Origin of the sequence: Streptomyces sp. NPDC002773, from assembly GCF_040295605.1 — a bacterium.
Lineage (GTDB): Bacteria > Actinomycetota > Actinomycetes > Streptomycetales > Streptomycetaceae > Streptomyces.
In genome coordinates, this window is sequence record NZ_JBEOVO010000004.1 from 128,125 (window position 1) to 151,213 (window position 23,089).

General features: G+C 72.7%; 19 protein-coding genes. 4 read left to right on the forward strand and 15 right to left on the reverse strand.

Annotation, left to right across the window (positions count from 1 at the left end; translation table 11 throughout):
* Nucleotides 1-15: 15 nt before the first annotated feature.
* Entirely contained in the window at nt 16-2,454 is a 2,439-nt protein-coding gene (locus tag ABT034_RS07595; protein ID WP_502972827.1) for a ricin-type beta-trefoil lectin domain protein, read from the forward strand.
* Between the two features lie 182 nt (nt 2,455-2,636).
* Here the strand turns inward: ABT034_RS07595 and ABT034_RS07600 are convergent, their stop codons facing one another.
* The 6 genes from ABT034_RS07600 to ABT034_RS07625 all read right to left on the reverse strand — a co-directional run bounded on the left by ABT034_RS07600 (nt 2,637) and on the right by ABT034_RS07625 (nt 9,562).
* A complete protein-coding gene (locus ABT034_RS07600; protein ID WP_502972829.1) occupies nt 2,637-4,079 on the reverse strand; it encodes an MFS transporter in 1,443 nt (480 codons plus the stop codon).
* 51 nt (nt 4,080-4,130) lie between these two features.
* The gene (locus tag ABT034_RS07605) at nt 4,131-4,973 is read right to left on the reverse strand and encodes an SAM-dependent methyltransferase (RefSeq protein WP_351212320.1); all 843 of its coding nucleotides are present in this window, start codon (nt 4,971-4,973) and stop codon (nt 4,131-4,133) included.
* Nucleotides 4,974-5,053: 80 nt separating this feature from the next.
* Nucleotides 5,054-6,661 (reverse strand): serine hydrolase domain-containing protein, encoded by a 1,608-nt coding sequence (locus tag ABT034_RS07610; protein WP_351212322.1) that lies wholly within the window; start codon nt 6,659-6,661, stop codon nt 5,054-5,056.
* Between the two features lie 2 nt (nt 6,662-6,663).
* Entirely contained in the window at nt 6,664-7,689 is a 1,026-nt protein-coding gene (locus tag ABT034_RS07615) for an LLM class flavin-dependent oxidoreductase (protein ID WP_351212324.1), read from the reverse strand.
* Nucleotides 7,686-8,342 (reverse strand): HAD-IA family hydrolase, encoded by a 657-nt coding sequence (locus ABT034_RS07620; protein WP_351212326.1) that lies wholly within the window; start codon nt 8,340-8,342, stop codon nt 7,686-7,688. Before ABT034_RS07620 ends, ABT034_RS07615 begins: the two co-directional genes overlap by 4 nt.
* Nucleotides 8,343-8,395: 53 nt before the next feature.
* Nucleotides 8,396-9,562, reverse strand: a complete 1,167-nt coding sequence (locus tag ABT034_RS07625; RefSeq protein WP_351212328.1) for an aminotransferase class I/II-fold pyridoxal phosphate-dependent enzyme — start codon at nt 9,560-9,562, stop codon at nt 8,396-8,398.
* 792 nt (nt 9,563-10,354) lie between these two features.
* On the opposite strand from ABT034_RS07625, the gene ABT034_RS07630 reads away from it, so the two are divergent.
* The 3 genes from ABT034_RS07630 to ABT034_RS07640 are packed head-to-tail and all read left to right on the forward strand — an operon-like array spanning nt 10,355 to nt 13,606.
* Complete coding sequence (locus ABT034_RS07630; protein WP_351212330.1) at nt 10,355-11,737, forward strand: alkaline phosphatase family protein; 1,383 nt, start codon at nt 10,355-10,357, stop codon at nt 11,735-11,737.
* On the forward strand, nt 11,734-12,183 hold the full coding sequence (locus ABT034_RS07635) for a type II 3-dehydroquinate dehydratase (RefSeq protein ID WP_351212332.1): 450 nt from the start codon (nt 11,734-11,736) through the stop codon (nt 12,181-12,183). Before ABT034_RS07630 ends, ABT034_RS07635 begins: the two co-directional genes overlap by 4 nt.
* Before the next feature lie 49 nt (nt 12,184-12,232).
* Entirely contained in the window at nt 12,233-13,606 is a 1,374-nt protein-coding gene (locus ABT034_RS07640) for an alkaline phosphatase family protein (protein WP_351212334.1), read from the forward strand.
* 20 nt (nt 13,607-13,626) lie between these two features.
* Here the strand turns inward: ABT034_RS07640 and ABT034_RS07645 are convergent, their stop codons facing one another.
* The 9 genes from ABT034_RS07645 to ABT034_RS07685 form a co-directional block, all read right to left on the reverse strand.
* Entirely contained in the window at nt 13,627-14,568 is a 942-nt protein-coding gene (locus ABT034_RS07645) for an ROK family protein (RefSeq protein ID WP_351212336.1), read from the reverse strand.
* 18 nt (nt 14,569-14,586) lie between these two features.
* The gene (locus ABT034_RS07650) at nt 14,587-14,985 is read right to left on the reverse strand and encodes a VOC family protein (RefSeq protein WP_351212338.1); all 399 of its coding nucleotides are present in this window, start codon (nt 14,983-14,985) and stop codon (nt 14,587-14,589) included.
* Between the two features lie 229 nt (nt 14,986-15,214).
* Nucleotides 15,215-16,147, reverse strand: a complete 933-nt coding sequence (locus ABT034_RS07655; protein ID WP_351212340.1) for a transglutaminase-like domain-containing protein — start codon at nt 16,145-16,147, stop codon at nt 15,215-15,217.
* Nucleotides 16,148-16,161: 14 nt separating this feature from the next.
* Nucleotides 16,162-16,533: a Rossmann-fold NAD(P)-binding domain-containing protein gene (locus ABT034_RS07660; RefSeq protein ID WP_351212342.1), complete on the reverse strand. Its 372-nt coding sequence runs from the start codon at nt 16,531-16,533 to the stop codon at nt 16,162-16,164.
* Nucleotides 16,534-16,559: 26 nt separating this feature from the next.
* On the reverse strand, nt 16,560-17,663 hold the full coding sequence (locus ABT034_RS07665) for an LLM class flavin-dependent oxidoreductase (protein WP_351212344.1): 1,104 nt from the start codon (nt 17,661-17,663) through the stop codon (nt 16,560-16,562).
* Complete coding sequence (locus tag ABT034_RS07670) at nt 17,660-18,841, reverse strand: Gfo/Idh/MocA family protein (RefSeq protein WP_351212346.1); 1,182 nt, start codon at nt 18,839-18,841, stop codon at nt 17,660-17,662. The genes ABT034_RS07665 and ABT034_RS07670 overlap by 4 nt, the downstream gene beginning before the upstream one ends.
* Entirely contained in the window at nt 18,841-19,614 is a 774-nt protein-coding gene (locus ABT034_RS07675) for an SDR family NAD(P)-dependent oxidoreductase (RefSeq protein WP_351212348.1), read from the reverse strand. Before ABT034_RS07675 ends, ABT034_RS07670 begins: the two co-directional genes overlap by 1 nt.
* Nucleotides 19,614-21,929 carry an AMP-binding protein gene (locus ABT034_RS07680; protein ID WP_351212350.1) on the reverse strand — a complete coding sequence of 772 codons (2,316 nt, stop codon included), beginning with the start codon at nt 21,927-21,929 and terminating at the stop codon, nt 19,614-19,616. Before ABT034_RS07680 ends, ABT034_RS07675 begins: the two co-directional genes overlap by 1 nt.
* Nucleotides 21,922-23,034 carry a radical SAM protein gene (locus tag ABT034_RS07685; protein WP_351212352.1) on the reverse strand — a complete coding sequence of 371 codons (1,113 nt, stop codon included), beginning with the start codon at nt 23,032-23,034 and terminating at the stop codon, nt 21,922-21,924. Before ABT034_RS07685 ends, ABT034_RS07680 begins: the two co-directional genes overlap by 8 nt.
* Between the last annotated feature and the right edge of the window lie 55 nt (nt 23,035-23,089).

The following is a 23,089-nucleotide window of genomic DNA, read 5'->3' on the forward strand; positions in this document are numbered from 1 at the left end:
GATCCCGCTTGCCCCATGGAGCCCCTCCGACCCGAGGGGCCGTCAGGAGGTCACGTGTATCCACGGCTGTACCCCCGCCGACCGGGCAGACGCCTGGCCGGAACGCTCATCGCCTCGGTCCTGGCCCTCGGCCTGGCCGCGGCGCCGGCTCCCGCGGACACCCCCCGGTCCGCGGAACCGCCCCCGCAGGAGCCCGGGGTCACGCTCCGCGTCTTCGACGTCCAGGCTCCGCTGAGCGGCATCTGCACCCTGAAGCCGGGACAGACGCCCAACATCGACAAGCTCATGCCGGTGATCGACTGGTCCTCGGCCGGCGACTTCGGCCTGGAGAGCAACTTCGTCACCCACGTCATCGGCAATCTCGCCGCCCCGCAGGCGGGCAGCTACACGTTACGTCTGACCAGTGACGACGGCTCCCGTCTCTGGATCGACGACAAGCTGGTGATCGACCACGACGGCCTGCACGGCCCGCAACCCAAGGACGCCGTGGTCGACCTGTCGGCGGGCCTCCACGCCCTGCGGATCGAGCACTTCGAGCGGGACGGCGGCCAGCAGGTGACGCTGGCCTGGAAGCCGCCCGGCGCCTCGGGCTTCGCCGTCGTACCGAACTCGGCCCTCAGTACGGACGCCGGCGTCGTCCGCGTGACCGCACCGGGCCGCAAGGAGTGCGAGGGCGGCGCCGACTCTCCCGGCGACGGCCTTCCGCTGACCGGGGTGCATCCGAACTACACGCTCACCAACCTGCGGCCCAACGGTTTCCAGCCGCAGATCTCCGCGATGGACTGGCTGCCGGACGGCCGCCTGGCCGTGACCACCTGGGGTGGCACCGACAACACCGCGGGGGAGGTGTACCTCCTCGCCAACGTCACGGGAGCCACCGGCCCCGACAAGGTCACCGTGAAGAAGGTGGCCTCGGGCCTGAAGGAGCCGATGGGCGTCAAGCACGTCGACGGCAAGCTCTACGTCTCGCAGAAGCACGAGCTGACCGAGCTCAACGACACCAACGGCGACGAGGTCACCGACCAGTACCGGCGCGTCGCGACCTGGCCCTTCGGCGGCAACTTCCACGAGTTCGCCTTCGGCCTGCTCCACAAGGACGGGTACTTCTACCTCAACCTGTCGGTCTCCATCAACTACGGCGGAGCGACCACGGATCCGCAGCCGGCGCAGAACCGCGGGACCACCATCAAGGTGAACAAGCAGACCGGAGAGGTCACCTACGTCGCCGGCGGGTTGCGCACTCCGAACGGCATCGGATGGGGCCCCGAGGGCGACATCTTCGTCACCGACAACCAGGGCGGCTGGCTCCCCTCCTCGAAGCTGGTGCACATCAAGCAGGGCCGGTTCTTCAACCACTACACCAACCCGGACGGGCCGTTCGACTCCCAGCCGGTGAGCAAGCCGGTGCTCTGGCTGCCCCAGAACGAGATCGCCAACTCGCCCAGCACGCCCCTGCAGCTGACCGAGGGCCCGTTCGCCGGACAGATGCTGTTCGGTGACGTGACGTACGGCGGAATCCAGCGCGGCTTCCTGGAAAAGGTGGGCGGCGAGTACCAGGGCGCGGTCTTCCGCCTCACCCAGGGCCTGGAGGCGGGCGTGACCCGGATCAGCGTCGGCCCGGACGGCGCGCTGTACGCGGGCGGCCTGGGAGCGGGCGGCAACTGGGGCCAGGAGGGCAAGCTCTCGTACGGCCTCCAGAAGCTGACCCCGAACGGCTCCAACGCCTTCGACATCAAGGCCATGCGGGCCGTACCCGGTGGCTTCGCCCTCGAGTACACCCAGCCGGTGTCGTCGGAGACGGCCACCGACCTGGTCAAGCACTACAAGATCAAGCAGTGGCGTTACGCGCCGACCGCGGACTACGGCGGCCCGAAGCTCGACGAGGAGACGCTCACCGCACAGTCGACCACCCTCTCCGCCGACGGCAGGACGGTGACCCTCGCGATCCCGGGTCTCAAGGCCGACCGGGTCGTCCACGTCCGCTCGCCCCGCCCCTTCAGCTCGGTCGGCGGCGAGTCGCTGTGGAGCACCGAGGCGTGGTACACGCTCAACCGGCTGCCCGGCGGGACCGGAGGGACGGGTGCGGTGAAGGGTGTCAACGGCAAGTGCCTGGACGTTGACAACTCCGCGACCGCGGACGGTACGAAGATCCAGCTGTGGACCTGCAACGGCACGGGCGCCCAGTCGTGGACGGTCGCCGGTGACGGGACGATGAAGGCCCTCGGCAAGTGCCTGGACGTCTCCAACGGAGGCAGTGCGGACGGTACGAAGGTCCAGCTGTGGACGTGTAACGGCACGGGTTCCCAGAAGTGGGCCCCGCAGGCCGACGGCACGCTCCGCAACCCGCAGTCCGGCAAGTGCCTGGACGCCTCGGGAGGCGTCTGGAACGACGGCACCGCCGTCCACCTGTGGACCTGCCACACCGGCGCCAACCAGAAGTGGGCCATGCCCTGACGGCTCGCGGTCCGGCCGCACGCGGTCGGGCCGCGAGTGACGGTGAGGACCGGGACGACTCCCGGTCCTCACCCCTGTCATGCGCCCGGGACAGCGCCTCACGAAACACCGACGTCAGAGGGGCTGCGGGAGCCAGGGGCGTGCGGAGCCGTCGGAGCCGAAGCCGTCGGTGGGCCGGGTGGTCACGGGGTCGTCGTGCTTCGTGGCGACCGGGGCAGCAGCACGATCAGCGCCATGCTCAGCACGATGGCCACCCCGGACCCGAAGAACGCGCTCGCATAGCCCGAGGTCAGCGCCTCCAGGCCGGTTTCGCCCTGGTCGGTGCGGCTGGCGGCGAAGGAGGACAGGACGGACAGCCCGAGGGCACCGCCCATGGTGCGCGAGGTGTTGACGAGGCCGGCCACAGCGCCCGACTGCTCCAGGGGCACCCCTGCCGTGGCGAAGACCGACTGGACGGTCATCATCACGCCGGCACCGAAGGAGAACGCGATGCCGGGGCCGAGCATGGTGGCCAGGAAGGTGCCGTCGGCCTCCATGGTCGCCTGCCAGAAGAAGCCCGCCGCCGTCAGCACACTGGCGAGCGCGAGGAGCGTGCGTCCGCCGACCCAGCGCATCATCCGGGGCGCGAGCTGGGCGGAGAGGATGACGGCGAGGGTGTGCGGCAGCAGCGCGAGCCCGGTCTCCACGGCCGAGTACTTCAGCACGTTCTGCATGTACAGCGACAGGAAGAACCACATCGCGTAGAAGGCCATGCCGCTGACGAGGGTGATGACGTTGGCCACGGACACCGACCGCACGCGGAAGATCCCGAGCGGGACCAGCGGCTCCGCCGCACCGCGCTCCACGCGGCAGAACGCCGCCAGCGCCGCGACGCCGAGGAGCAGGAACGACAGGGCCCGGGCCGATCCCCAGCCGTGCGACTCCGTCTGGGAGATGCCGTAGGCCACGCTGCCCGCGCCGAGCGTCGCCAGGACGGCCCCGGGAACGTCGAGCCGATGCCGAGCCGCCTTCCCGGGCCGGCTCTCCGCGAGCCACAGCGCCGACGCCACGATCACCAGCAGCCCCAGCGGAACGTTGATCAGGAGGACCCAGCGCCAGGAGAGGAAATCGGTGAGCACACCGCCGATGAGTCCACCGGCCGCGCCGCCGCCCGTTCCCACAGCCGTCCAGATCGCGATCGCGCGGACACGTCCGGTGCCCTCCGCGAAGGTCGTGGTGAGGATCGTGAGGGTGGCGGGCGACAGTACGGCCGCGCCGAGGCCCTGCAACGCGCGGGCCGTGATCAACATCCACGACGAGGTCGCGAGACCGCCCATCAGGCTGGCCGCGGTGAAGATCCCGAGCCCGACGAGATACACGCCCTTGCGCCCGAACAGGTCGGAGGCCCGGCCGCCCAGCAGCAGGAATCCGGCGAAGGTGATCACGTACGCGTTGACCACCCATTGCAGGCTTCCCGCACCGATGTCGAGCCCCGCGCGGATGGACGGCAACGCGACGTTGATCACCGAGATGTCGAGGACGACGACGAACTGTCCCACGCACGCGGCGAATACAGCGATCCAGGTGGCTCCGCCCCGACGTAAATCGGCCGTGGCGGAGTCCACTTCAGAAGTCATGTGTGACATGAGCCGTCATTGTGCCGGTGGTTCGCGGGCCGACGGTCACATCCCGCCATCTCAGCGGCCGGGTCGCACGGCCACGACGAGGAGGTGGCCGAACTCCTGGACGTCGGTCATGTCGCCCGGATCGAACTGCTCCACCAGTTCGCCACCGTACTCGGCTGCGAGCTGCTGCGCGGAGCCGTTGATACGCGCGGACAGCTCGATGAAGGTACGGCGCAGGGTGGGTTCACTGATGTCCGTCAGCTCGTCGAACCACAGTCCGGCCTGGCGCAGCAGCGGCGGGTAGTCCTCCGCCTGGACCATCGTCATCATGAACTCGCGCAGATACCGCTCGACCGCGGGCCGTCCCGCCTCGGGGATCGGTGCGCGTTCGAAGAAGTCGGTGAGCACGAGCCGCCCGCCCGGCCGGAGCACCCGGGCCACCTGACGGAGGACACGGGCCCGGTCGGGCATGTGGATGATGGACTCCAGGGCCATGACGGCATCGAAGGAACCGGCGGCGAACGGCAGGTCCATCGCGTCGGCCCGTTCGAACCGGACCCGGTCCGCCAGACCGCGCTCGGCGGCCAGCGCCGTGGCCCGCTCGACCTGCTTGTGGCTGATGGAGATGCCGGTGACGTCGGCGCCCGTGCGGTCGGCGATGCGGAGGGCGGGGCGGCCCGTGCCGCAGCCGAGGTCGAGCACCCGGGAGCCGGGGCGGATGTGCAGGCGGTCCGTCATCAGGTCGGTCAGCCGGTCGGTGGCCTCCGCCAGCGGCACGGGGCTGTCCGGCGTGTCCCAGTACCCGAAGTGCAGGTTCTCGCCCAGCGTGGCACTGCCGAGGTCGGTGTAGCGGTCGTAGAGCCGGCCGACCTCGTCGGGGACGGGCAGGGTGGGCGGAGCGGGCTGCTGTGCCATGGGACGCCTCTCTGTTCTGCGGAGTACGGGGAAGTCGGGGCAGGTACGGGATTCCGGTGGCCTCACGTCAGGCGGTCGCCTCACGTCAGTCGGAGGTCCTGGTAGACGGCGTCGGCGATCCGGAGGATGCGCTCGCGGTGCCGCTCGTGCTCCACCTTGCCGTTGAGGTGGACGGCCACGGTGAGCCGGGCCTCCGGGTCGGCGAAGACGACCGCGGTCCACAGCCCGTCGTGGCCGAAGGCGCGTGGCGAGGCATGGCGCGAGAAGCTCGTGTACGCGGAGCCGAGCGAACGGCATTCGAGACGGAAACCGAAACCCCAGTCGGCGTTTCCGTACCGGTCGGTCAATCCGGTGCGATGGCGGGCGGTGAGCGCGGCCGCGGTCGTCGGTGCCAGGACGCGTCCGCCGGGCGCGATCCCGCCGTCGAGGACCATCTCGAAGAGGCGACCGAGATCGCTGAGGGGGCCTCGGGTGTTCACTCCGGGGACGCAGCGCGTGGTGGCGCCCCGCGTCGACCAGAAATAGGTGGGCTGCGGTACGTCACCGAGATTGGACACGTGGATGAGCGGGAGCCGGTCGCCGTACGCCGTGTACTCCTCGGGGGTCAGACGCACCCGGGTGCGGTCCATGCCGCAGGGCCGCAGGATCTGCTGCTCGACGTAGTCGACGTAGTCACGACCGTCGATGGCGGGCAGCAGGCGGGCCAGTACGAACCAGGCCCACCACTGGCTGTAGGCGATGCCGGGCCGGTCTCCGGGACTTCGGACCGGGACCGGCACGTCGAGGGCGCGCCGCAGCCGCTCCGCGTCCGGGCCCGTCACGACCCCGTGCAGCGGGTCCAGACCCGTGGGCAACGGACCGGTGTGGCAGAGCAACTCCATCGCGGTGATGCGGGACTTGCCCTGGGTGCCGAACTCGGGCAGGTAGTCGGCGACCGGTCGGTAGGGGTCGAAGTCGCCGGCCTCCCACAGGCGGCCGAGAGCGACCGACAGCAGCGGCTTGGCGCAGCAGTACCACAGGGGCGCCGACCGCGCGGTCATGGCGATGCCGGGCCGGGCCAGACCGAGGCCGACGTCGGCCAGGACCTCGCCGTCCCGGGACACGTAGAGCTGCGCTCCCGGGGTGGACGTGCCCACCTCGCGGCTCAGCTCACGCAGGGTGTCGGGCAAGGTGTCACCGGCCCTGAGGAGGGCCTCCCGTTCGGCCTGGGCCGTGCCGGTCTCCTGGGTCCCGGTCCCGGTCTCCGGCCGGGGCTCGGCCCACGGCAGGTGCCCGGGCGGTACGGCGGTGCCCGCGCGCAGGGCGGCGACATGGCCGCTGCGGTCGCGCTGCAGCGCCGCGTCGATGAAGAACAGCAGGCTGAAGTTGCCGGTGATCGTGACGTCCCCTGTTTCCAGCAGCTCCGCGCGTGGCCGCGCGGCGCCGAGCAGGAGGGTGTGAGCGGCGGCGTACGGCAGGGTGATCAGCAACGCGGGCGGCTCGCCGGCCGCCGGCGTGACCGCGAGCCGGCCGGCCTCCAGGTCGACGTGCGCGTCGACCGCGGCATGGACGCCCGGAGGCGGATCGGTGACCGTCAGACGGAGAGCGACAGTGCTGCGCCTGGCGGGATCGGGTGCGGGATCCAGCCCGGCGGCCAGGCGGAGCCAGGCGTCCGACAGGTAGTCGGCGGTGGCGGTGGTCGTCGGCACGGCTACGCCTCCCCGGTGTCCGTGCCGCGGGCGGGCGCCCGCACCCCCGGGGCGATCTCTTCGGCGACCCGGCGCAGGCTCTCGGTCTCCGGGTAGTCGCGGAACCACAGGACGAACTCCGTCACCCCGGCGGCGGCGTAGCGCCCGGCGCGTTCGCGTAGCTGTTCGGCGGTCCCGTACAGACTGCGCCGGGCCAGTAGGTCGGGGTGGTGGCTCCAGAACGCCACCACGTGCGGGGTGGACAGCCATCGGTCCCGGCTCACCCGGTCCTCGAAGACCCGGCACTCGGCGAGGACCGCGTGCCGCGTTCCGGCCGGATCCAGGCCCAGCTTCTCCCGCCGGACGCCGAACGCGGCGACGGCGTGCGCCAGCTCACCGGGTTCGCCCTGCCACTGCACGGCGGCGCACTCGCGGACCGCGGCCTCCGGCAGCAGGTCGGCGGCGTCGGGGAGGGCCGCGTTCGCCCGGACCACCAGGGGCAGCCGGGTCTGGACCGGGACGGGTACCGCGTGGGCGCCCGCGAGGGTGACGGTTTCCCCGTCGAGGGTGGTGCGGGCGCCGGACCACAGGGTTCGCAGTGCCTCGATCGTCTCGGCGAGGGCGGACCCGGTGCCGTTTCCGGGGCGGGCGGTGCCCGCGGCGACGTGTTCCGGCAGCTGCGGGGCCGTGGACAGCCCCAGGGTGAGGCGGCCGCCGGAGATGACGTCGGCGCCCGCCGCCCGCTTCGCGAGCATGAGGGCGTTGCGGTGGGGCGCGGCCGGGCTGAGCAGGCCCAGGCCGATGTCGGGGACGGTCGCCGCGAGGGCGCCGAGTGCCGTCCAGCTCTCGGTCACCGGCTGGGGTTCCCGGCGCGGCAGCGTGTCCGTGCGGTCCTCCAGCCACAGCGTGTCGTATCCACAGGTGCGGGCCAGCGCGGCGGTTTCCGCCAACGTCCGCCAGGCGTCCGCTCCCGATTGCCCGGCCAGTTCGAGGTTGGTGCCCTGCGGGGCGACGAGGCTCCAGCGCAGGCGTGCGGCGCCCGTGCTCATCGGTCCGCCCCGCCGGGGACGAGCGCCAGCAGATCGACAGGACCCTCCAGCACGAAGTCGGGGCGCTCCGCGCGCAGGGGATCCGCCGCGGTCTCCCCCCACAGCGCCGCGGCGGTGGCCGTTCCGGCTGCCCGGCCGCTCTGGATGTCGATGACGGCGTCCCCCACCATCACGGCGTCCTCGGGCCTGGCGCCGAGCCGGCGCAGCGCCTCGCGGACGATGTCGGGGGCGGGCTTGGGCCGCGGCACCTCGTCGCTGCCGACGACCGTGTCGAGGAGCGGAAGCAGGCCCACCACCTCCAGGACGGCGCGCGCCCGCGCCCCGGACTTCCCGGTGGCGATGCCGGTACGGATGCCGGACTCCCGCAGCCGTTTCAACAGCAGGGGGACGTCCGGGTACACCTCGACCTCGGCGATGAGCCGGTGGCTGGTCTCGACGAAGGGTCGCTCCATCCGCAAGGGCAGGCCCATCAGGCGCATGATGTCCGGAAAGTAACGTCCTTGATGGGTGCGGTACTCGTCGAAGGGCGGCTCTCCCTCGCCCACGACCTCCCGGTAGGCGGTGGCGAAGGCCTGGCGCATGACCGCGAAGCTGTCGATGAGCACCCCGTCCAGGTCGAAGACCACCGTGGCGAACTCACGCTGAACCGTCATCTGCTCTCCCCTGCCTGCCGGACCTGACTGGGCGTCCCCCTGTGTGCGGCGGCTCAAGTGCGGGCCACGACCTCGGCGAACACCTCGGCGAGCCGGTCCACCGTGGCCGTGTCGGCGAGCAGCACCCGGTGGTGCAGCCACACGCAGTCGCCGCCGATCTCCTCGGCCACCGGGCAGCGCTTGCCGATCTCGTCGGCGTCGCCGGAGTACGGGCCCTGCCAGTAGCCGGCAGTGCGGTAGACCGGAGGGAAGCCGACGAACGCGGGGACGCCGTGCGCGTTCAGCGCCTCCACCACGGCGGTGCGGCGCCCGGGCGTCACCCCGGGGAGCCGCACCATGGCCATGTAGTGCGACTTCACGTCACAGCGGTCGTCCCGGCCCTGCGGCACCACACCGGGGATCCGTGCGAGCGCCGCCTCCAGTTGGCGGGAGCGCTGCTCGCGTACGGCGATCTGCTCCTCCAGGCGCGTCAGTTGTGCCCGCAGAACGGCAGCCGAGAACTCGTTCATGCGGTAGTTGGACCCCTGGGTGAGGTGGGCGTAGACGCGGTCGCCCGGCGGGCGACCGCAGCCGTGCCGCAGGTACGCCTGCCGGTGGCTCTCCTCGTCCGGCAGCAGCAGGGCGCCACCCTCGCCGGCCGTCATCAGCTTGCCGTTCTGGAAGCTGAACGCCGCCATCGAACCGAACTCGCCCATCCGGCGGCCGTGCCAGCGCGCGGCGTGCGCGTGCGCCGCGTCCTGGAGGACGGCGACGCCGGTCGCCTCGGCGAGCTCCGCCAGTGCGTCGAGGTCCGCGACCTGACCCGCCATGTGCACCGGCATGACGGCCTTGGTGCGCGGGGTGACGAGCCGGGCGGTGGCATCGATGTCGAGGCAGTAGGTCTCGGGGTGGACGTCGGCGGGCACCGGGACCGCGCCGAGCCGCTGAACGGCGAGCGAGGAGGCGATGAAGGTGAAGGCGGGCACGATGACCTCGTCACCGGGGCCCACACCGAGGACGGACAGCGCCAGTTCCAGGGCGTGGGTGCCATTGGTGGTGGCGATGGCGTACGGCGCCCCGTGCAGCTCGGCGAACTCACGCTCGAAGCTGTCGACTTCGCCGCCCCCGTTGCGCCACCAGCCCTCCTGGTCCAAGGCGCGTAACAGACCTTCGCGTTCCTCGTCACCGGCTTGCGGCCACGCGGGGAACGTGAGGGTGGGCTGGGCCGGAGCGGATGCCATGAGCGGGCCTCTCATCGTCTCGGTCGGTGTGCGGCGCGCGGTAAGGCGACGACTCCCTGGGCCGCTGCCTGTCCGGCGGCGGAGTACGAAGCGCGGGCCGAAGAGCGGGTCCGTCGGTCGCGGCGACGAGGCGGGCCTCGGGGCGGCGTTCCGACGAGGGATTCCGGGGCGGTACGCCTCGGTCGAGCTGCGCTGACGAGAACGGGCAGACGGTGGGGGCGAGCTGGGTCGCCCGGCGGTCCAAATCCTGCAAGGTCCACCGAACCGCGTCAACACCGCGACGGAGAGGGCGCGTCCGCCACGGGGCGCACGGTTGCTTTTCTGCCAGCCCAAAGCCGCCGGTCCCCGGCCGGGACATCGGCGTACGCCGTGCCAGGGCGGGCATTCTCCGCCGTCTTGCCCGCGCCGGAGGAATGGCCAGAACACACGCCTCAACCGAAAGGTCATTCCGCATATCGTGGTGGCCCGCCCACAAGACCGACGGTGCCCCAGTCACATTCCCGTGCCGCCCGTTCGCGTTTCCTCGCAGGCCGGCGGTCTTTACGGGCCGGTCCGCGGTCCGCGCCGAGGGCTCTGTCCGCGCGGGCTTCCCCTGCCGCTCTCCCGCTGTCCGCCGGCCTCGCACCGCCGCTCGTACGGTTCACGTTTCCGCTGAAAGGACGCTCCGCCGTGGAAGAGACAGAAGAGACAAGGGCTCGGTTACGCACCTTGCTCACGGACTCACTGGAACTGACCATCGAACGCGGGGACCGCGCCGGTACGCCCACCGCCTGACGAACGGAGACAGCGGACATGGCCGAGCGCGCCCTGATCATCGGGATCGACGGAATGCCACGCACCCTGCTGACCGCGCTGGCCGCGGAAGGCGTCCTGCCCCGCGTCGGCGGGCTGCTCGCGGAGGGGCACTGCGCCGAGCTGCGGGCTCCGGTGCCGGAGATCAGCTCCACTTCCTGGGCCACCTTCCTCACCGGAACCAACCCCGGTCAGCACGGCATCTTCGGATTCACCGACCTCATGCCCGACGCGGGCTACCGGATGCACTTCCCCAACCTGGCGCATCTGCGCCAACCCCCGCTGTGGGCGCTGACCGCCGCCGCGGGCCGGCGTACGGTGTGCCTCAACGTCCCCGGCACCTATCCCGCCCCGGTCGCCGACTGCGTCGTGGTCTCCGGATTCGTGGCGCCCCGGATGGAACAGGCGGTCACGCCGGCCAGGCTGCTTCCCGTGCTGGAGGGCTTCGGCTACGAGCTGGACGTCGAGGTCGGTGACGTGGCGAAGGACCCCGAAGGGTTCCTCGGGCGGGCGGCGCGGGCCCTGCGGGCGCGCACCGACGCCATGGAGCACCTGCTCACGCACGAGCCGTGGGACCTGGGCGTGGCGGTCATCACCGAGACCGACCGGGTGCACCACTTCCTGTGGCGGGCCGTGGCCGACCCCGCCGACCCGCTGCACGGGGCCGTACGGGACTTCTACCGGCTGGTCGACTCCTGTGTCGGTCGGCTCGTCGACCTGTGCCGGGACGACGACGAGCTGTTCCTCGTCAGCGACCACGGCTTCGGCCCGGTCGACCGGCAGTTCTACGTCAACTCCTGGCTGCGGGAGGCCGGGTACCTGGCCCCGCTGAGCGCCGCGCCCACGCTCGCCGCCGGCCTCGACGCCCGTACCCAGGCCTTCGCTCTCGATCCCGCGCGGATCTACCTGCACCGCGAGAAGCGGTTCGCGGGCGGCGGGCTCAACGACTCCGAGGCGGAGGCACTGGCCGAGGAGATCACCGCCGAACTGTCCGCGCTGCGCAGTGACGGCGAGCGGGTCGGTGCCGAGGTGGACGGTCCCCTGCTCATCTCGCGGGTGTACCGGTCCGAGGAGCTGTACGACGGTCCGCTGGTGGACCAGTCGGCGGACCTGCTGGCGCTGCCCGCGCCGGGCGTGCAGCTGCGCGGCGGCTGGGACGGCACGGCCCTGCTGCGCTCCGACACGCTGACCGGCACCCACACCAGGGAGGACGCCGTGTTCTACCGGCGGGGCGCCCAGGCCCCGCCGGAGTCCGCCGGGGCGCCCCCGGAGCCGTTCGACATGGTGGACGTGGCTCCGACCGTGCTGGCCTCGATCGGCATCCGGCCGCTGGGGCTCGACGGCAGCGTCGTCCTCGGCGCCGGTGAGGTGGGACGCGAATGAGCCATGTTCTGTTGCTCAACGGTCCCAACCTCGGCACGCTCGGCACGCGCCAGCCGGAGATCTACGGCACCACCACGCCGGCCATGATCGAGGTCGATGTGGCAGAGGAGATCTCCGCCCGGGGCTGGCAGCTGGTCGCCGAACAGCGGAACGGCGAAGGCGAGTTGATCGATCTGCTCCAACAGCACGGCGACGCGGTCGGCGCGCTGGTGAACCCCGGGGCGCTGATGATCGCCGGCTGGGGTCTGCGGGACGCGCTGGCCGACTTCGCGCCGCCCTGGATCGAGGTGCACCTGACCAACGTCTGGGCGCGCGAGAGCTTCCGGCACACGTCCGTCACCGCCCCGCTCGCCTCGGGCGTGGTCATGGGCATGGGCGCCCTCGGCTACCGCATCGCCGCCCGGGCCCTCACCCGGCTCGTACCCCTGGCGGACGAGCCGGACTGACCACCGGAGAGCCCACCCCGACCCCCGTCACCAGAGAGAGGGAGGAACCATGCCCCAGCCCGGCAGGGTGGCCGTCATCGGACTCGACTCGGCGACGCCGCAGTTCATGTTCGACCGGTTCGCCGAGGACATGCCCGTTCTCAGTGCCTTGCGGCAGCGCTCGCTGTGGGGCCCGATGCGCAGCGTCGACCCGCCCATCACCATGCCGGCCTGGTCGTGCATGATGTCCGGCCGGACGCCGGGCGAGCTCGGGGTGTACGGCTTCCGGGACCGTGCGGCCCACGACTACGGCCCGCTCGCCTTCGCCACCTCCCGCAGCATCAAGGCGCCGCGGATCTGGGACGAGATGACGGCTGCGGGCCGGGACAGCGTGGTCCTGGGCGTGCCCGGCACCTATCCGACGACCCCGATCCGCGGCGCGATGGTCTCCTGCTTCCTGGCCCCCTCGACCCGCGCCGAGTACACCTCGCCGCCCGCGCTGCGCGACGAGCTGGAGAAGCTGACCGGCGGCTACGCGCTCGACGTGGAGAACTTCCGCTCGCCCGAGCTGGAGCGGGTCTCCCAGCAGATCTTCGACCTCACCGAGCAGCGCTTCAAGGTGGCCCGGCATCTGGCCGCCCGCCAGGACTGGGAGTTCTTCTCCTTCGTCGACATGGGCCCGGACCGGCTGCACCACGGCTTCTGGAAGTACTGCGACCCGGAGCATCCCCGCCACGAACCGGGCAACCCCTACGAGAACCTGTTCCGCGACTACTACCGCGCCTTGGACCGGCACATCGGCGAGTTCCTGGAGTGTCTGCCGGAGAACACCTCCGTCCTGGTGGTCTCCGATCACGGGGCCCAGCCCATGGTCGGAGGGCTGTTCATCAACGAGTGGCTGCGGCGGGAGGGGTTGCTCGTCCTGGCGAAGGAACCGGACGGGCCGACGCCGATGGCCCAGGCGCACGTCGACTGGAAACGGACCACGGCGTGGGCGGAGGGCGGCTACTACGGCCGGATCTTCCTCAACGTGGAGGGCCGCGAGCCCGAGGGCATCGTGCCCGCGCGGGAGTACGACGACACCCTGGCCCGGATCGCCGGCGCGCTGGAGCGGCTGCCCGACGACCGGGGCGAGCCGATGGGCACCCGGGCCCTGCGCCCCGAACAGCTCTACCCCGAGGTCAACGGCATCGCCCCCGACCTGCTGGTCTACGTGGGCAACCTGCGCTGGCGCGCGCTGGCCACCCTGGGCATGGGCCAGGGGCTGTACACCACCGAGAACGACACCGGCCCCGACCACGCCAACCACGGCGACACCGGCATCTTCCTGCTCGACTCGCCCGGTGTCACCCCGGGTCCGGCCGACGGCCTGTCGCTGTACGACGTGGCTCCCGCGCTACGGGAGCTGCTGGGGCTGCCGGGAGGCGGGCGGCTGCCCGGGTGAGCCGGGGAGGCTCGGGCACGTCATGACGACGGCCGGTCGGCCCGGGTGCCGGCCGGCCGTGCCGTGCCTCCCGTACGGGCCAGCAGGACGGCTCCGTGCAGGGAGGCGTCGGCGCCGTGGGCGGCGCGGCGGATCACGGGAGGGACGACGCCGGGACGGGTGAGCCGCTGGGTCTCCGCCCGGATCCGGCCGACCAGGCCCGGTGTTCCGTGACCGAATCCACCGCCGACGCGGATCTCGCGGCACTGGAGGAGTTCACCGAGGTTGACGGCCGTGACCGCCAGGGCCGCCGCTGTCTGCCGCAGTGGCCCGGTGGCCCAGGGGCGGTCCTCGGCGAGACCGGTACGGAAGGCCGCCGCGTCCACCGGGGTGCCGCGCAGGGCGGCGGCCCGGAGCAGGGTCGCGGTACCGGAGGCCACGGCCTGGAGACAGCCGGTGCGCCCGCAGACACAAGCGGCGCCGCCGGGATCGATCAGCATGTGACCGATCTCGGCGGCGCCGCCGTACGGACCGGTGTGCAGCCGCCCACCGAGGACGATGCCGCCGCCCACGCCGGTGCCCAGGCCCAGATAGGCCAGGTCGGGCACGCCGGTACGGGCGGCTTCCGCGAGGGCGGCCAGGTTTCCGTCGTCCTCCCAGACCACGGGGACCTCCGGCAGCACCCGTTCCAGCACCGCGTCGAGGCGCAGCGCGATCCAGCTGGGCCGGGAGGGCCAGGCGGTGATCCTGCCCTCCCGTACGGTGGCCGGCAGTGCGAGGCCGGCCGCCCGTATGCCGGCGGGCCCGTCGAGGCCGGCGTCCGCCGCGATCCGGGTCACCGCCGAGGCGAGCGCGTCGAGATCGGCGTCGGCGCCGCCGTCGCGGGGCCAGGAGAACCGGAGCCGGACCGGGTGCGCGGAGTCGGGCCGCTCCAGGAGCAGCGCGACCTTCGTGCCGCCGATGTCGATTCCGAGGTACGGCACGGACCGGCTCCCGCGGTGTCAGCCGGCCAGCGGTGCGAACAGGTCGATCGCGGTGCCGTCGGGGTCGAGGACGAGGGCGTAGCGCTGCTGCCAGACGGCGTCCCAGGGCGCGATGTGGCCCACGTAGCCCGCGTCGACCAGTTCGGCGTACTTCGCGTCGACGGCCTGCGCGTCGGGGAACTCGAAGGCGATGGCGAACCGGTGGCTGCCGGTGGGCGGCTGCCAGTCGGGGTCGTAGCTGCGGACCGTTTCCACGGTGTCCCAGGCGAGCCGCACCCCGCCGGGCAGCACGGATTCCACGTGCGGCTGCGAGTCGGCATCGGCGGGGATGTCCAGCCCGAGGCGGCGGTAGAACGCCAGGGCCTTGGCCATGTCGTCGACGACGATTCCGAAGAGGGACAGCTGAGGGACTGCCATGAGGTGTGCTCTTTCCTTGTTGTTTTCGGAGCTCGTAGGGGTGGTCCGCCATCTCGCGCAGTTCGGGCGCCGGGACGTACGCGGCCGCCGGAGTCCCGCGCTCCGGCGGTGTCCGCCAGCCTAGGCCGTCCCTCCGGCGGTCGCGGCCAACGTGCCCGCTACCGGCACATGTTGGCCGAAAAGGGTCGCGGCAGTACGGGAACGTCCCGCGGCGCCGTACCCGGTCCGCTCAGTCGGTCCTGTCCGTCGGCAGCGACACCTGGGCCCAGATGCCGTCGTGGCTCACCACCTTGGTGAATCGGTCGGTGAGGCGGTGGAAGAGGGCGCCGGGGGTGCGGTCGGGCGGGAAGTCGCCGGGATCGAGTCCTCCCCACTGGTTCAGCGCCCGGGTCAGCAGCGGGTCGACCGGCACCCAGACCCCGTCGACGAGGAACTCCGCCCAGCAGTGCGGGGTGGAGTACGGAGCGGCCACCAGCAGACCGAAGGAGAACCGGCTCCGCAGGCCGCGCCGGCCGCCCTCGTGGACCAGCCAGGCCGCGGCCCCACCGCAGTCGGACATCCGGGTGCGCCACATGAACTCCGGGTCCCAGCGCACCGCCTCGGGCAGCAGGAAGAACCCGACACCCTCCACCTCCTGGAGCAACTCCCGGAGAGCTAACGGGAATTCCGGCCAGTCTCGGGTGGCGGGGACCGGGTGCAGCTCGCCCAGACGGGCCTCTGCCGCGGGTCCCTCGACCTGGCGCCGCCGGCCGCCGAGCAGTACCCCGTACCGGCACGTGCCGGGGTGGCCGGGGGCAGGGCAGGCGGAGACCACCTCCACGCGGTGGACCGGCGCTTGGTCGAGTGCGGTCTGCCAGGCCTTGGCCCACGAGCGCATGGAGCGGCTCTGCACCGAGAGCCGGCCCAGGTGCAGGGCCGCGTTGCCGAGGTCGTAGGCGTCGTAGAGCCGTGCGTCGCCGGCGCCGAGGTGCGGGACGCCCGCGGCGGTGAGCGCGGCCAGCAGCTCGGGGCGGATGCCGTGCACGCGGCGGGCCTGGGTCGGCGTGACCGAGAAGCGGCGCTGCCGGTCGGGCACCTGGCGCAGGCGCCGCACGAGGTCGTCGATCCGCTCCGGCTCGGGGAGCCGCCGCTCGCGCGGCTCGCTCTTGACGGGTGCCACCATGGGCCGTCTCCGGTTCAGTCGATGTAGCCGAGGGCTTCGAGACGGCGGGCCACCTCGTCCTCCTCGGCGGGGCTGTAGGTCGCGGCGGGTTCCGGTGGCAGCCCGTGCCGCTCCAGCTCCCGCAGGACGCGGTCGAGTGGATCGGCCTCGCCGGGAGGGACGGTGATGGGTTCGGCACCACGTGGCCCGCCTGCCAGCTCGACGGCGAGAGCGGTGGTGTCGGGGCCGAGGGCGGCGCGCAGTTCGGCGGGCACCGCCGGGCCGGTCAGCACGGTCGCGCGGGCGCCGCGCCGCGCGACGGCGTCGGCGAGGCGCCGGCCGAGTGCCTGGCGGGCGGCGGTGCCGCCCTCGGCGAATCCGATCAGGACGGCGTCGCGTTCGGTCATGGAACTCAAGGCTGGATCCCTGGGGTTCAGGAGACGGTGACGGTGGGCTCGGCCGTCTCGAGCGGCTGGTACGGGGAGAACGCGGCCAACTGCGGGACGACGTCCCGGGCGAACAGCTCCATGGAGCCGATCGCCTCGTCACCGGTGATGTCACCGAAGACGAACTCGCCGAAGAGGGTGTTGAAGTGGCCTTCGCGAGCGGCCGCCGCGATGCGGTCGGCGACGGTGCGCGGTGATCCGACGAAGATCAGGTTGTGGTCCATGAGGAACCGGAAGTCGTGGCAGCCCGCGAGGATGTCGGCGGTGTTCAGGCCGCTGGCCGGGGCGGGCCGGTCGGCGGAGCGGCGCACCGAGCCGTAGCGCAGGGTCTCGACGAACGTGCGGGTCGCCTGCTCCGCCGCCCGCGCCTCGGCCTCGGCATCCGTCTCCGCCACGTGTACGAGGCTCCAGTAGCCGATGTTCGGCACGCCCGGCTGGCCCTCCTTGCGCCACCAGTCGACGTAGTGGCGGTAGACGACGCCCATGGCCGCCCGCGGCACGATCATGGTCGAGCAGGTGTGGCCACCGGTCTTCGCGAGGTGGCGCAGGGTCGCGCGGTCAGTGGTGGGGATCCACACCGGCGGGTGGGGGTGCTGCGCGGCGCCGAACGACAGGGTGACGTCGCGCAGCTGGTGCACGGGACCGTCGAAGTCGAAGGTGCCCTTGCTCGTGAACGCGGTGCGCAGCAGGTCGGCGCACTCCCGGGTGCGTTCCTTGCGGCCGGCGAAATCGGCGCCGAAGGGCTTGAACGGCTGGTCGCTGACCCCGGAGGCGAGACCCACCTCCAGTCGGCCGCCGAGGAGCTGGTCGAGCGTGGCGGCTTCCTCCACGATGTGCAGCGGGTGGTGCAGCGGCGGCACCCACCCCATCGGGCCGACGCGGATGCGCTCGGTGCGCAGCGCCGCTCCGGTGCAGAACACCGCGGGCGAGGACATCCAGCTCTCCTCGGGGGTGCAGTGGTGCTCGACCGAGAAGGCGTAGTCGAAGCCGAGCCGGTCCGCCGCCTCGACCTCCTGCCACAGTTCCTCGTACCGCTGGCGGACGGTGAGGTTCTCTCGTCCCCACACATGGGTGAAGTACGCGAATTTCATGGGGCACTCCGGGTCTGGGAGCGGACGGGTTCCGGGGAAGGGGCGGGGCCGGCGGCCGCCCCGTAGATCCGGTCGACGCAGGAGGCGATGACGTCGATCTCGGCGAGCGAGCCGCCGTCCGCGCCGGTCGCCGCCCCGGCGCCGGTGAGCCGCCGGGCCAGGTGCTCGACGAGGCGTTCGTACTCGATGCCGACGGGTTCGTCGGGCAGCGGTACCTCGGTGCGCTCGCCGCGCCGCAGCACGGTCAGCGAGGAGCGCGGGACGCGGTGCGGGCTGAAGCCGAAGGTGCCGCGCAGAACAGCGACGCCCTTGGTGCCCTCGACGGTGAGCGTGGTGCTGTCCACCGCCTGGTGCGAGGCCCAGCGCGCCTCGACGGAGACGGCGACGCCGGTGTCGGTGAGCAGGAATCCGCGCGCGCTGTCCTCCACCAGGTCGGCCGCCGTGCGGGTGGGGGCGGCGCCCTCGCGACCGCGGCGGCTCCAGTCGGCGGTGGCGCCGGAGTCCCCGAGCCAGTCGCCGGAGACGGCGCCCAGGGCGGCCGTCACCCCGGGCCGACCGAGCAGGTCGAGACCGACGTCCAGCAGGTGCCAGCCGAGGTCGAGCAGGGCGCCGCCACCGGCCAGCCGGCGATCGGTGAACCAGCCGTCGCGCTGCGGGATCCCGGATGCCCTGGTCCAGTCGAGGCCCAGCGCGCGCAGATCGCCGAGTGAGGGCAGCAGTTCGGCGAGGGCCCGTACGTCGGCGCGGTGGCGGGCCGCGCTGCCCGCGTACACGCCCGCGCCGCTCCGGGCGGCGGCCTCGGCCAGGTCACGGGCCTCGGCGGCGGTGCGGCAGACCGGTTTCTCCACGTACACCGGGACGCCGCGGGCGAGCAGGGTGCGGGCCACGGGCACATGGAGGTCGTTGGGCAGGGCGACGACCGCGAGGTCCAGGGGCAGACCGGCGAGTTCGTCCGGGCTCGCGCCGACGAAGACCTCGCGTCCGGGCGGCGCCAGAGCTCGGGCGGCGGCCGGGTCGGCGTCCACGAGCGCCGTCACCTCGAACGCGGGGTGTGCCTCAAGCAGGGGCACCCAGATCGTGCGGGAGACCCAGCCCGCGCCGAGGACGGCCGTGCGCAGGGGCCGCGCAGGCGTGGTGACCGCGCCGGGGCGGGGGGATGTGTAGGCCGCGCCGGACATCAGAAGCGTGCACCGCCGTCCACGACCAGCGTGTTGCCGTTCACGTACGAGGCCGCGGGGGAGAGCAGGAACGAGACCGCCGCGGCGACCTCCTCCGGTTCGCCGAGCCGTCCGGCGCCGATGAACTTCAGTACGAGGTCGCGTTCCTCGGGCGAGAAGTCCATGACCTCGGCCCGGATGGCGCCCGGTGCCACCACGTTCACCGTGATGCCGTGTTTGCCGACCTCTCCGGCCAGCGAGGCGGCCCACGGCTGCAGGGCGCCCTTGGTCGCCGCGTACGCGCTGTGGCCGGGCAGGCCGCTGGTGCCGGCCCGGGAGCCGAACAGCACGATGCGGCCGTACCGGGCCCGCATCATCGGCTTCAGGCAGGCCTTGGCGAGGTTGACCGAGCCGGCCAGGTTGACGTCGACCAGTTCGGTGAGGGTGTCGGCGTCGGTGGCCATGGCGAGACGCCGGGTGCGCAGGCCGGCCGCGGCGACCAGACCGTCGATCCGGCCGAACCGGTCGAGTGCGGCCGAGACGAGCCGGGCCGGGCCGTCCGGCGCCGACAGGTCGGCCCGGACGGGGAGGAGTGTGCCGCCGGCCTCTTCGACCTGGGCGGCCAGCTTGCTTATCCGGTCCTCGCCGCTGTGGTATCCGGCGACCACGTCGGCACCGAGTTCGGCCAGCTGGCGGGCGCAGGCGCCGCCGATGGTCCCGGACGCTCCGGAGACCACGACGACGCGGTCGCGCTGGCCCATGGTTTCGGCGATACGGACGAGGGATTCGCCCATCAGTCGGCCTCCTTGGCTAGGACGAGATGGCAGGGGGAGCCTTCGAAGGGCAGGTCACGGACGAGGTCCGCGCCCGCCTCGGTCAGACCGGCGGTGAGCGCCGCGAGAGTGGGCCAGTGGGTACCGCCGTGCGTGAGCCAGTCCAGCGCCAGCTCGGCGCCGTCGCCCGGCTCGCCGTCCGGGGTGCCGGAGGGCAGGAACAGGTCGTCGACCAGCAGTCGGCCCCCGGGCTTCAGGGTCCGCAGCAGTGGCGCGAGGCGGGCTCCGCCGGTGGGATCGTGGATGCTGTTGGCGACGACACAGGCGTCGGCGTCGCCGGACGGCAGCTCCGGTCCGGTGGTGATCCGGCCCGCGGCGACGGCCGCGCGCACCGGTTCGCCCACCGGACCCGCGAGCCGGCCGGTCTGCCACAGATGGCCGGTGGCGGTGGGGTCGGCGGCGAGGACCCGCTCCAGGTACCGGCCGGGTCCGGCGGTGATCTCCACCAGCCGGGTGCCGGGGCGCGGCCGGAGCAGCCGCAGCCCGAGGGCGCAGCGGGCGCGGGCGGAAGGGCCGCCCATGGCGCCCTGGTACAGCCGCACCAGCTCGGCGTCGTGCGACCGCTGCTCGAACGGTCGGTGCCGTACGCCGGTACGCGCCACGGCGGCCAGCGCCTCCCGGCTCACCAGGTCGCGGGAGAGCCGCTTCTCCAGCTCCACGAAGGCGGCGAGTTCGTCGACGGCAACCGGGGGACCGCCGGGCTCCGGCCCGGTCGAGACCAGGCCGAGGGCCGCCGCCGTGTCCAGCAGCAGCTCCAGCGCACGGGTGTCGCAGCCGATCTCCGCGCTGATGTCGGCCAGTTCCGCACCCTCGGCCAGAGCGGTCAGGGCGCCGAGGTCGTGGAGCGCGAAGAGCAGCTCGGACGCCTTGTAGGCGCGGGCGGCCCGCAGTGCGCGCGGGGTGAGGCGGTAGCGGGCCGGGGCGGCGGCCTTGCCGACGGCGGTCTTCGGCAGGGCGGTGCGCAGCACGAAGGTGTCGGGGACCTTGTGGGGGGCGAGGTGCCGGGCCGCGTGGGCGCGCAACTCGTCCGTACCGGTTCCGTCGTCGGCGACGACTTCGGCGACGAGTCCGTCCTCGCCGTCATGGGACCGGTGCCGGGCGGTGACCCGTACGTCCCGCACGCCGGCGTGGGCGCGCAGCACCGACTCGATCTCCAGCGGTGCCACCCAGCGGGCGCCTCGCCGGACGGCGGCGCCCTCGCGGCCGAGGACGCGCAGGTGGCCGTGCTCGCGCACGGCCAGGTCGCCGGTGTCGTGCCAGTCGGGCAGCGCGTCGGTGCGGATCTGGAGGATTCCGGGGCCGTCCGCCGTCTCCGCGTGGGTGGTGCGGTCCAGGAGGCGGATGCCGACCCCGGGCAGCGGGGAGCCCGCGCACAGCGGAGGGAGCCCGGCCGGGCCGGAGAGGACCGCGCCGAGTTCGGTGGATCCGTAGTTGCGGGCGAGCCCCACCCCGTAGGCCTCGCCGAACAGCGCGTCGAGCGGGCCGTCCACCGGTCCCGAGCCCGCCATGGCGATCCTCAGCCGGGGTGCGGGCGGGGCCGCTCCGGGTCCGGCACGGCGGGCACGCAGCCGCTGCCGGGTGGCCAGCAGCCGCGCGGTGGTGGGCACCAGGGCGATGACGGTGGCCCCGGCGGCGAGTTCGCGGGCGGCCTCGCCGAGTGCGGTGGGCGGTACGGGCCTGATGGCGGCCCCGGTCAGCAGCGCGCCGCACAACCAGCCGAGGGCGTAGGCGTGCGAGAGCGGTATGGGCAGCAGCAGGACGTCGTCGGTGGTGAGGCCGACGCCGTCGCGGTAGCGGCGGGCCTCGGACAGCCAGCCGGCCTCGGGGCGCCAGACCAGTTGCGGGGCGCCCGTGGAGCCCGAGGTCGGCAGCAGGACGCCGGGGCCGTCGCTCGCGGGAGTGCCCGGGGTGCCGTCGAGCAGGAGCGGGCCGCCGGGCCTGGCGGCGGGTGTCAGGATCCGGCCGCCGCCGGCCTGCCCCAGCAGTCTGCGTACCTCGGCGTCCGGGGTGTCGGGCGCCACGGGCAGCGGCCGGGCACCCGCGGCGAGCAGGCCCAGGAAGTGTGCGACCCAGTCGGGCCCGTTGGGCAGCCGGAGCACCACCGCCTCGCCCTCGGGGCGCTGGTCCTTGAGGGCGTCGGCGATCCGGTGCGCCTCGGCCGACAGCTCGGCCGCGGTGCGGCCGGGCAGGATCCCGGTGTCCGGGGCCAGCCGCCCGACGGCGTCCAGGAGGGTGTCCGGAAGCCCGCCCGGGGCACGCACGCAGTCCTCAGGCATCGCCGCTCGCCAGGTAGTCGGCCTTGGCGCGTTCGATCATGCCGCGGATCCGGGGCGGTGCGTAGGTGGGGGCGGCGCACAGTTCGTCGAGGGTGATCTCGTCCTCGAAGTACATGGAGAGCGTGTCCCAGGGGGTGAAGCAGCCGTGGCAGGCGTTCAGCCGCGGCTTGGGCGCGAGGAGGGCCTGGTAGAGGCCGCTGCTGCCGAGCCGGTCCAGGAGGTTCTCGGACTCGTCGCCGAGGACGTTGCCCATGTCGGAGAACCAGATGTTGGGGCAGGGGGTGACGACGCCGTCGCTGAAGCTGGAGACGACCAGTCGGGGCAGGTGGCAGCGGAAGGTGCGCTTGCCGACGTGGTAGAAGCTGAGCAGCCGGTCGAAGTAGGCGCGCGGCGGCAGCACGCTGCTGAACTCCTCGTACCGCGCGGTGAGTTCCTCGATGTGGACGATCTGGTCGCGCCGGACCGCGAACTCCTCGACGTCCGGGCCGCGGACCGGGAAGGGGAAGAAGGTGGGCGGGGCGTCGAAGGCGGCGAGCCAGCCGGCGAAGTCGGAGAGCTCGCCGACGCTGCGGTCGTTGAGGACGCCGTAGATCTCCACCGGCAGGCCGGAGTCGAGGATCCGGCTGACGGCCCGGACGACCTTGGTGTGCAGCGACTCCGACTGCACGCGGTAGCTGTTGCCCTGGTAGAGGTGGCTGTCCAGGGAGACCTGGAGGACGACGTTCCCCCAGGACCGCATGCGCGCGAGGTGTTCCTCGGTGACGAGCACGCCGTTGGTCTGGATGACGAGGACCTCGTACCGGGAGGACTGTTCCTCCAGGAAGTCCATGATGCCGCGGACCAGGAAGATTTCGCCGCCGGTGACCTTCAGCAGCGGCAGGTCGAACCGCTCGCCGAGCCGGTCGGCGACGGTGTTGATGCGCTGGCCCAGTCCCGAGGCAGGGGAGTAGTCGTCGCGCTTGGGCGGGTCGAAGATGAGCTTGAGGGAGTGGCCCTCCTTGAGGTTGCTCTGCCCGGTGAGGCAGTAGGTGCAACCGAGGTTGCAGGAGTCCTCGTTGATGACCAGATCGTTGCCGATCAGCGGGAGCGGGCCGAGGGGAGACATCTGCGGGTCCTTTCACGGTCGTCCGACGGGGCACACATGGCGCGTGGTCGTACGC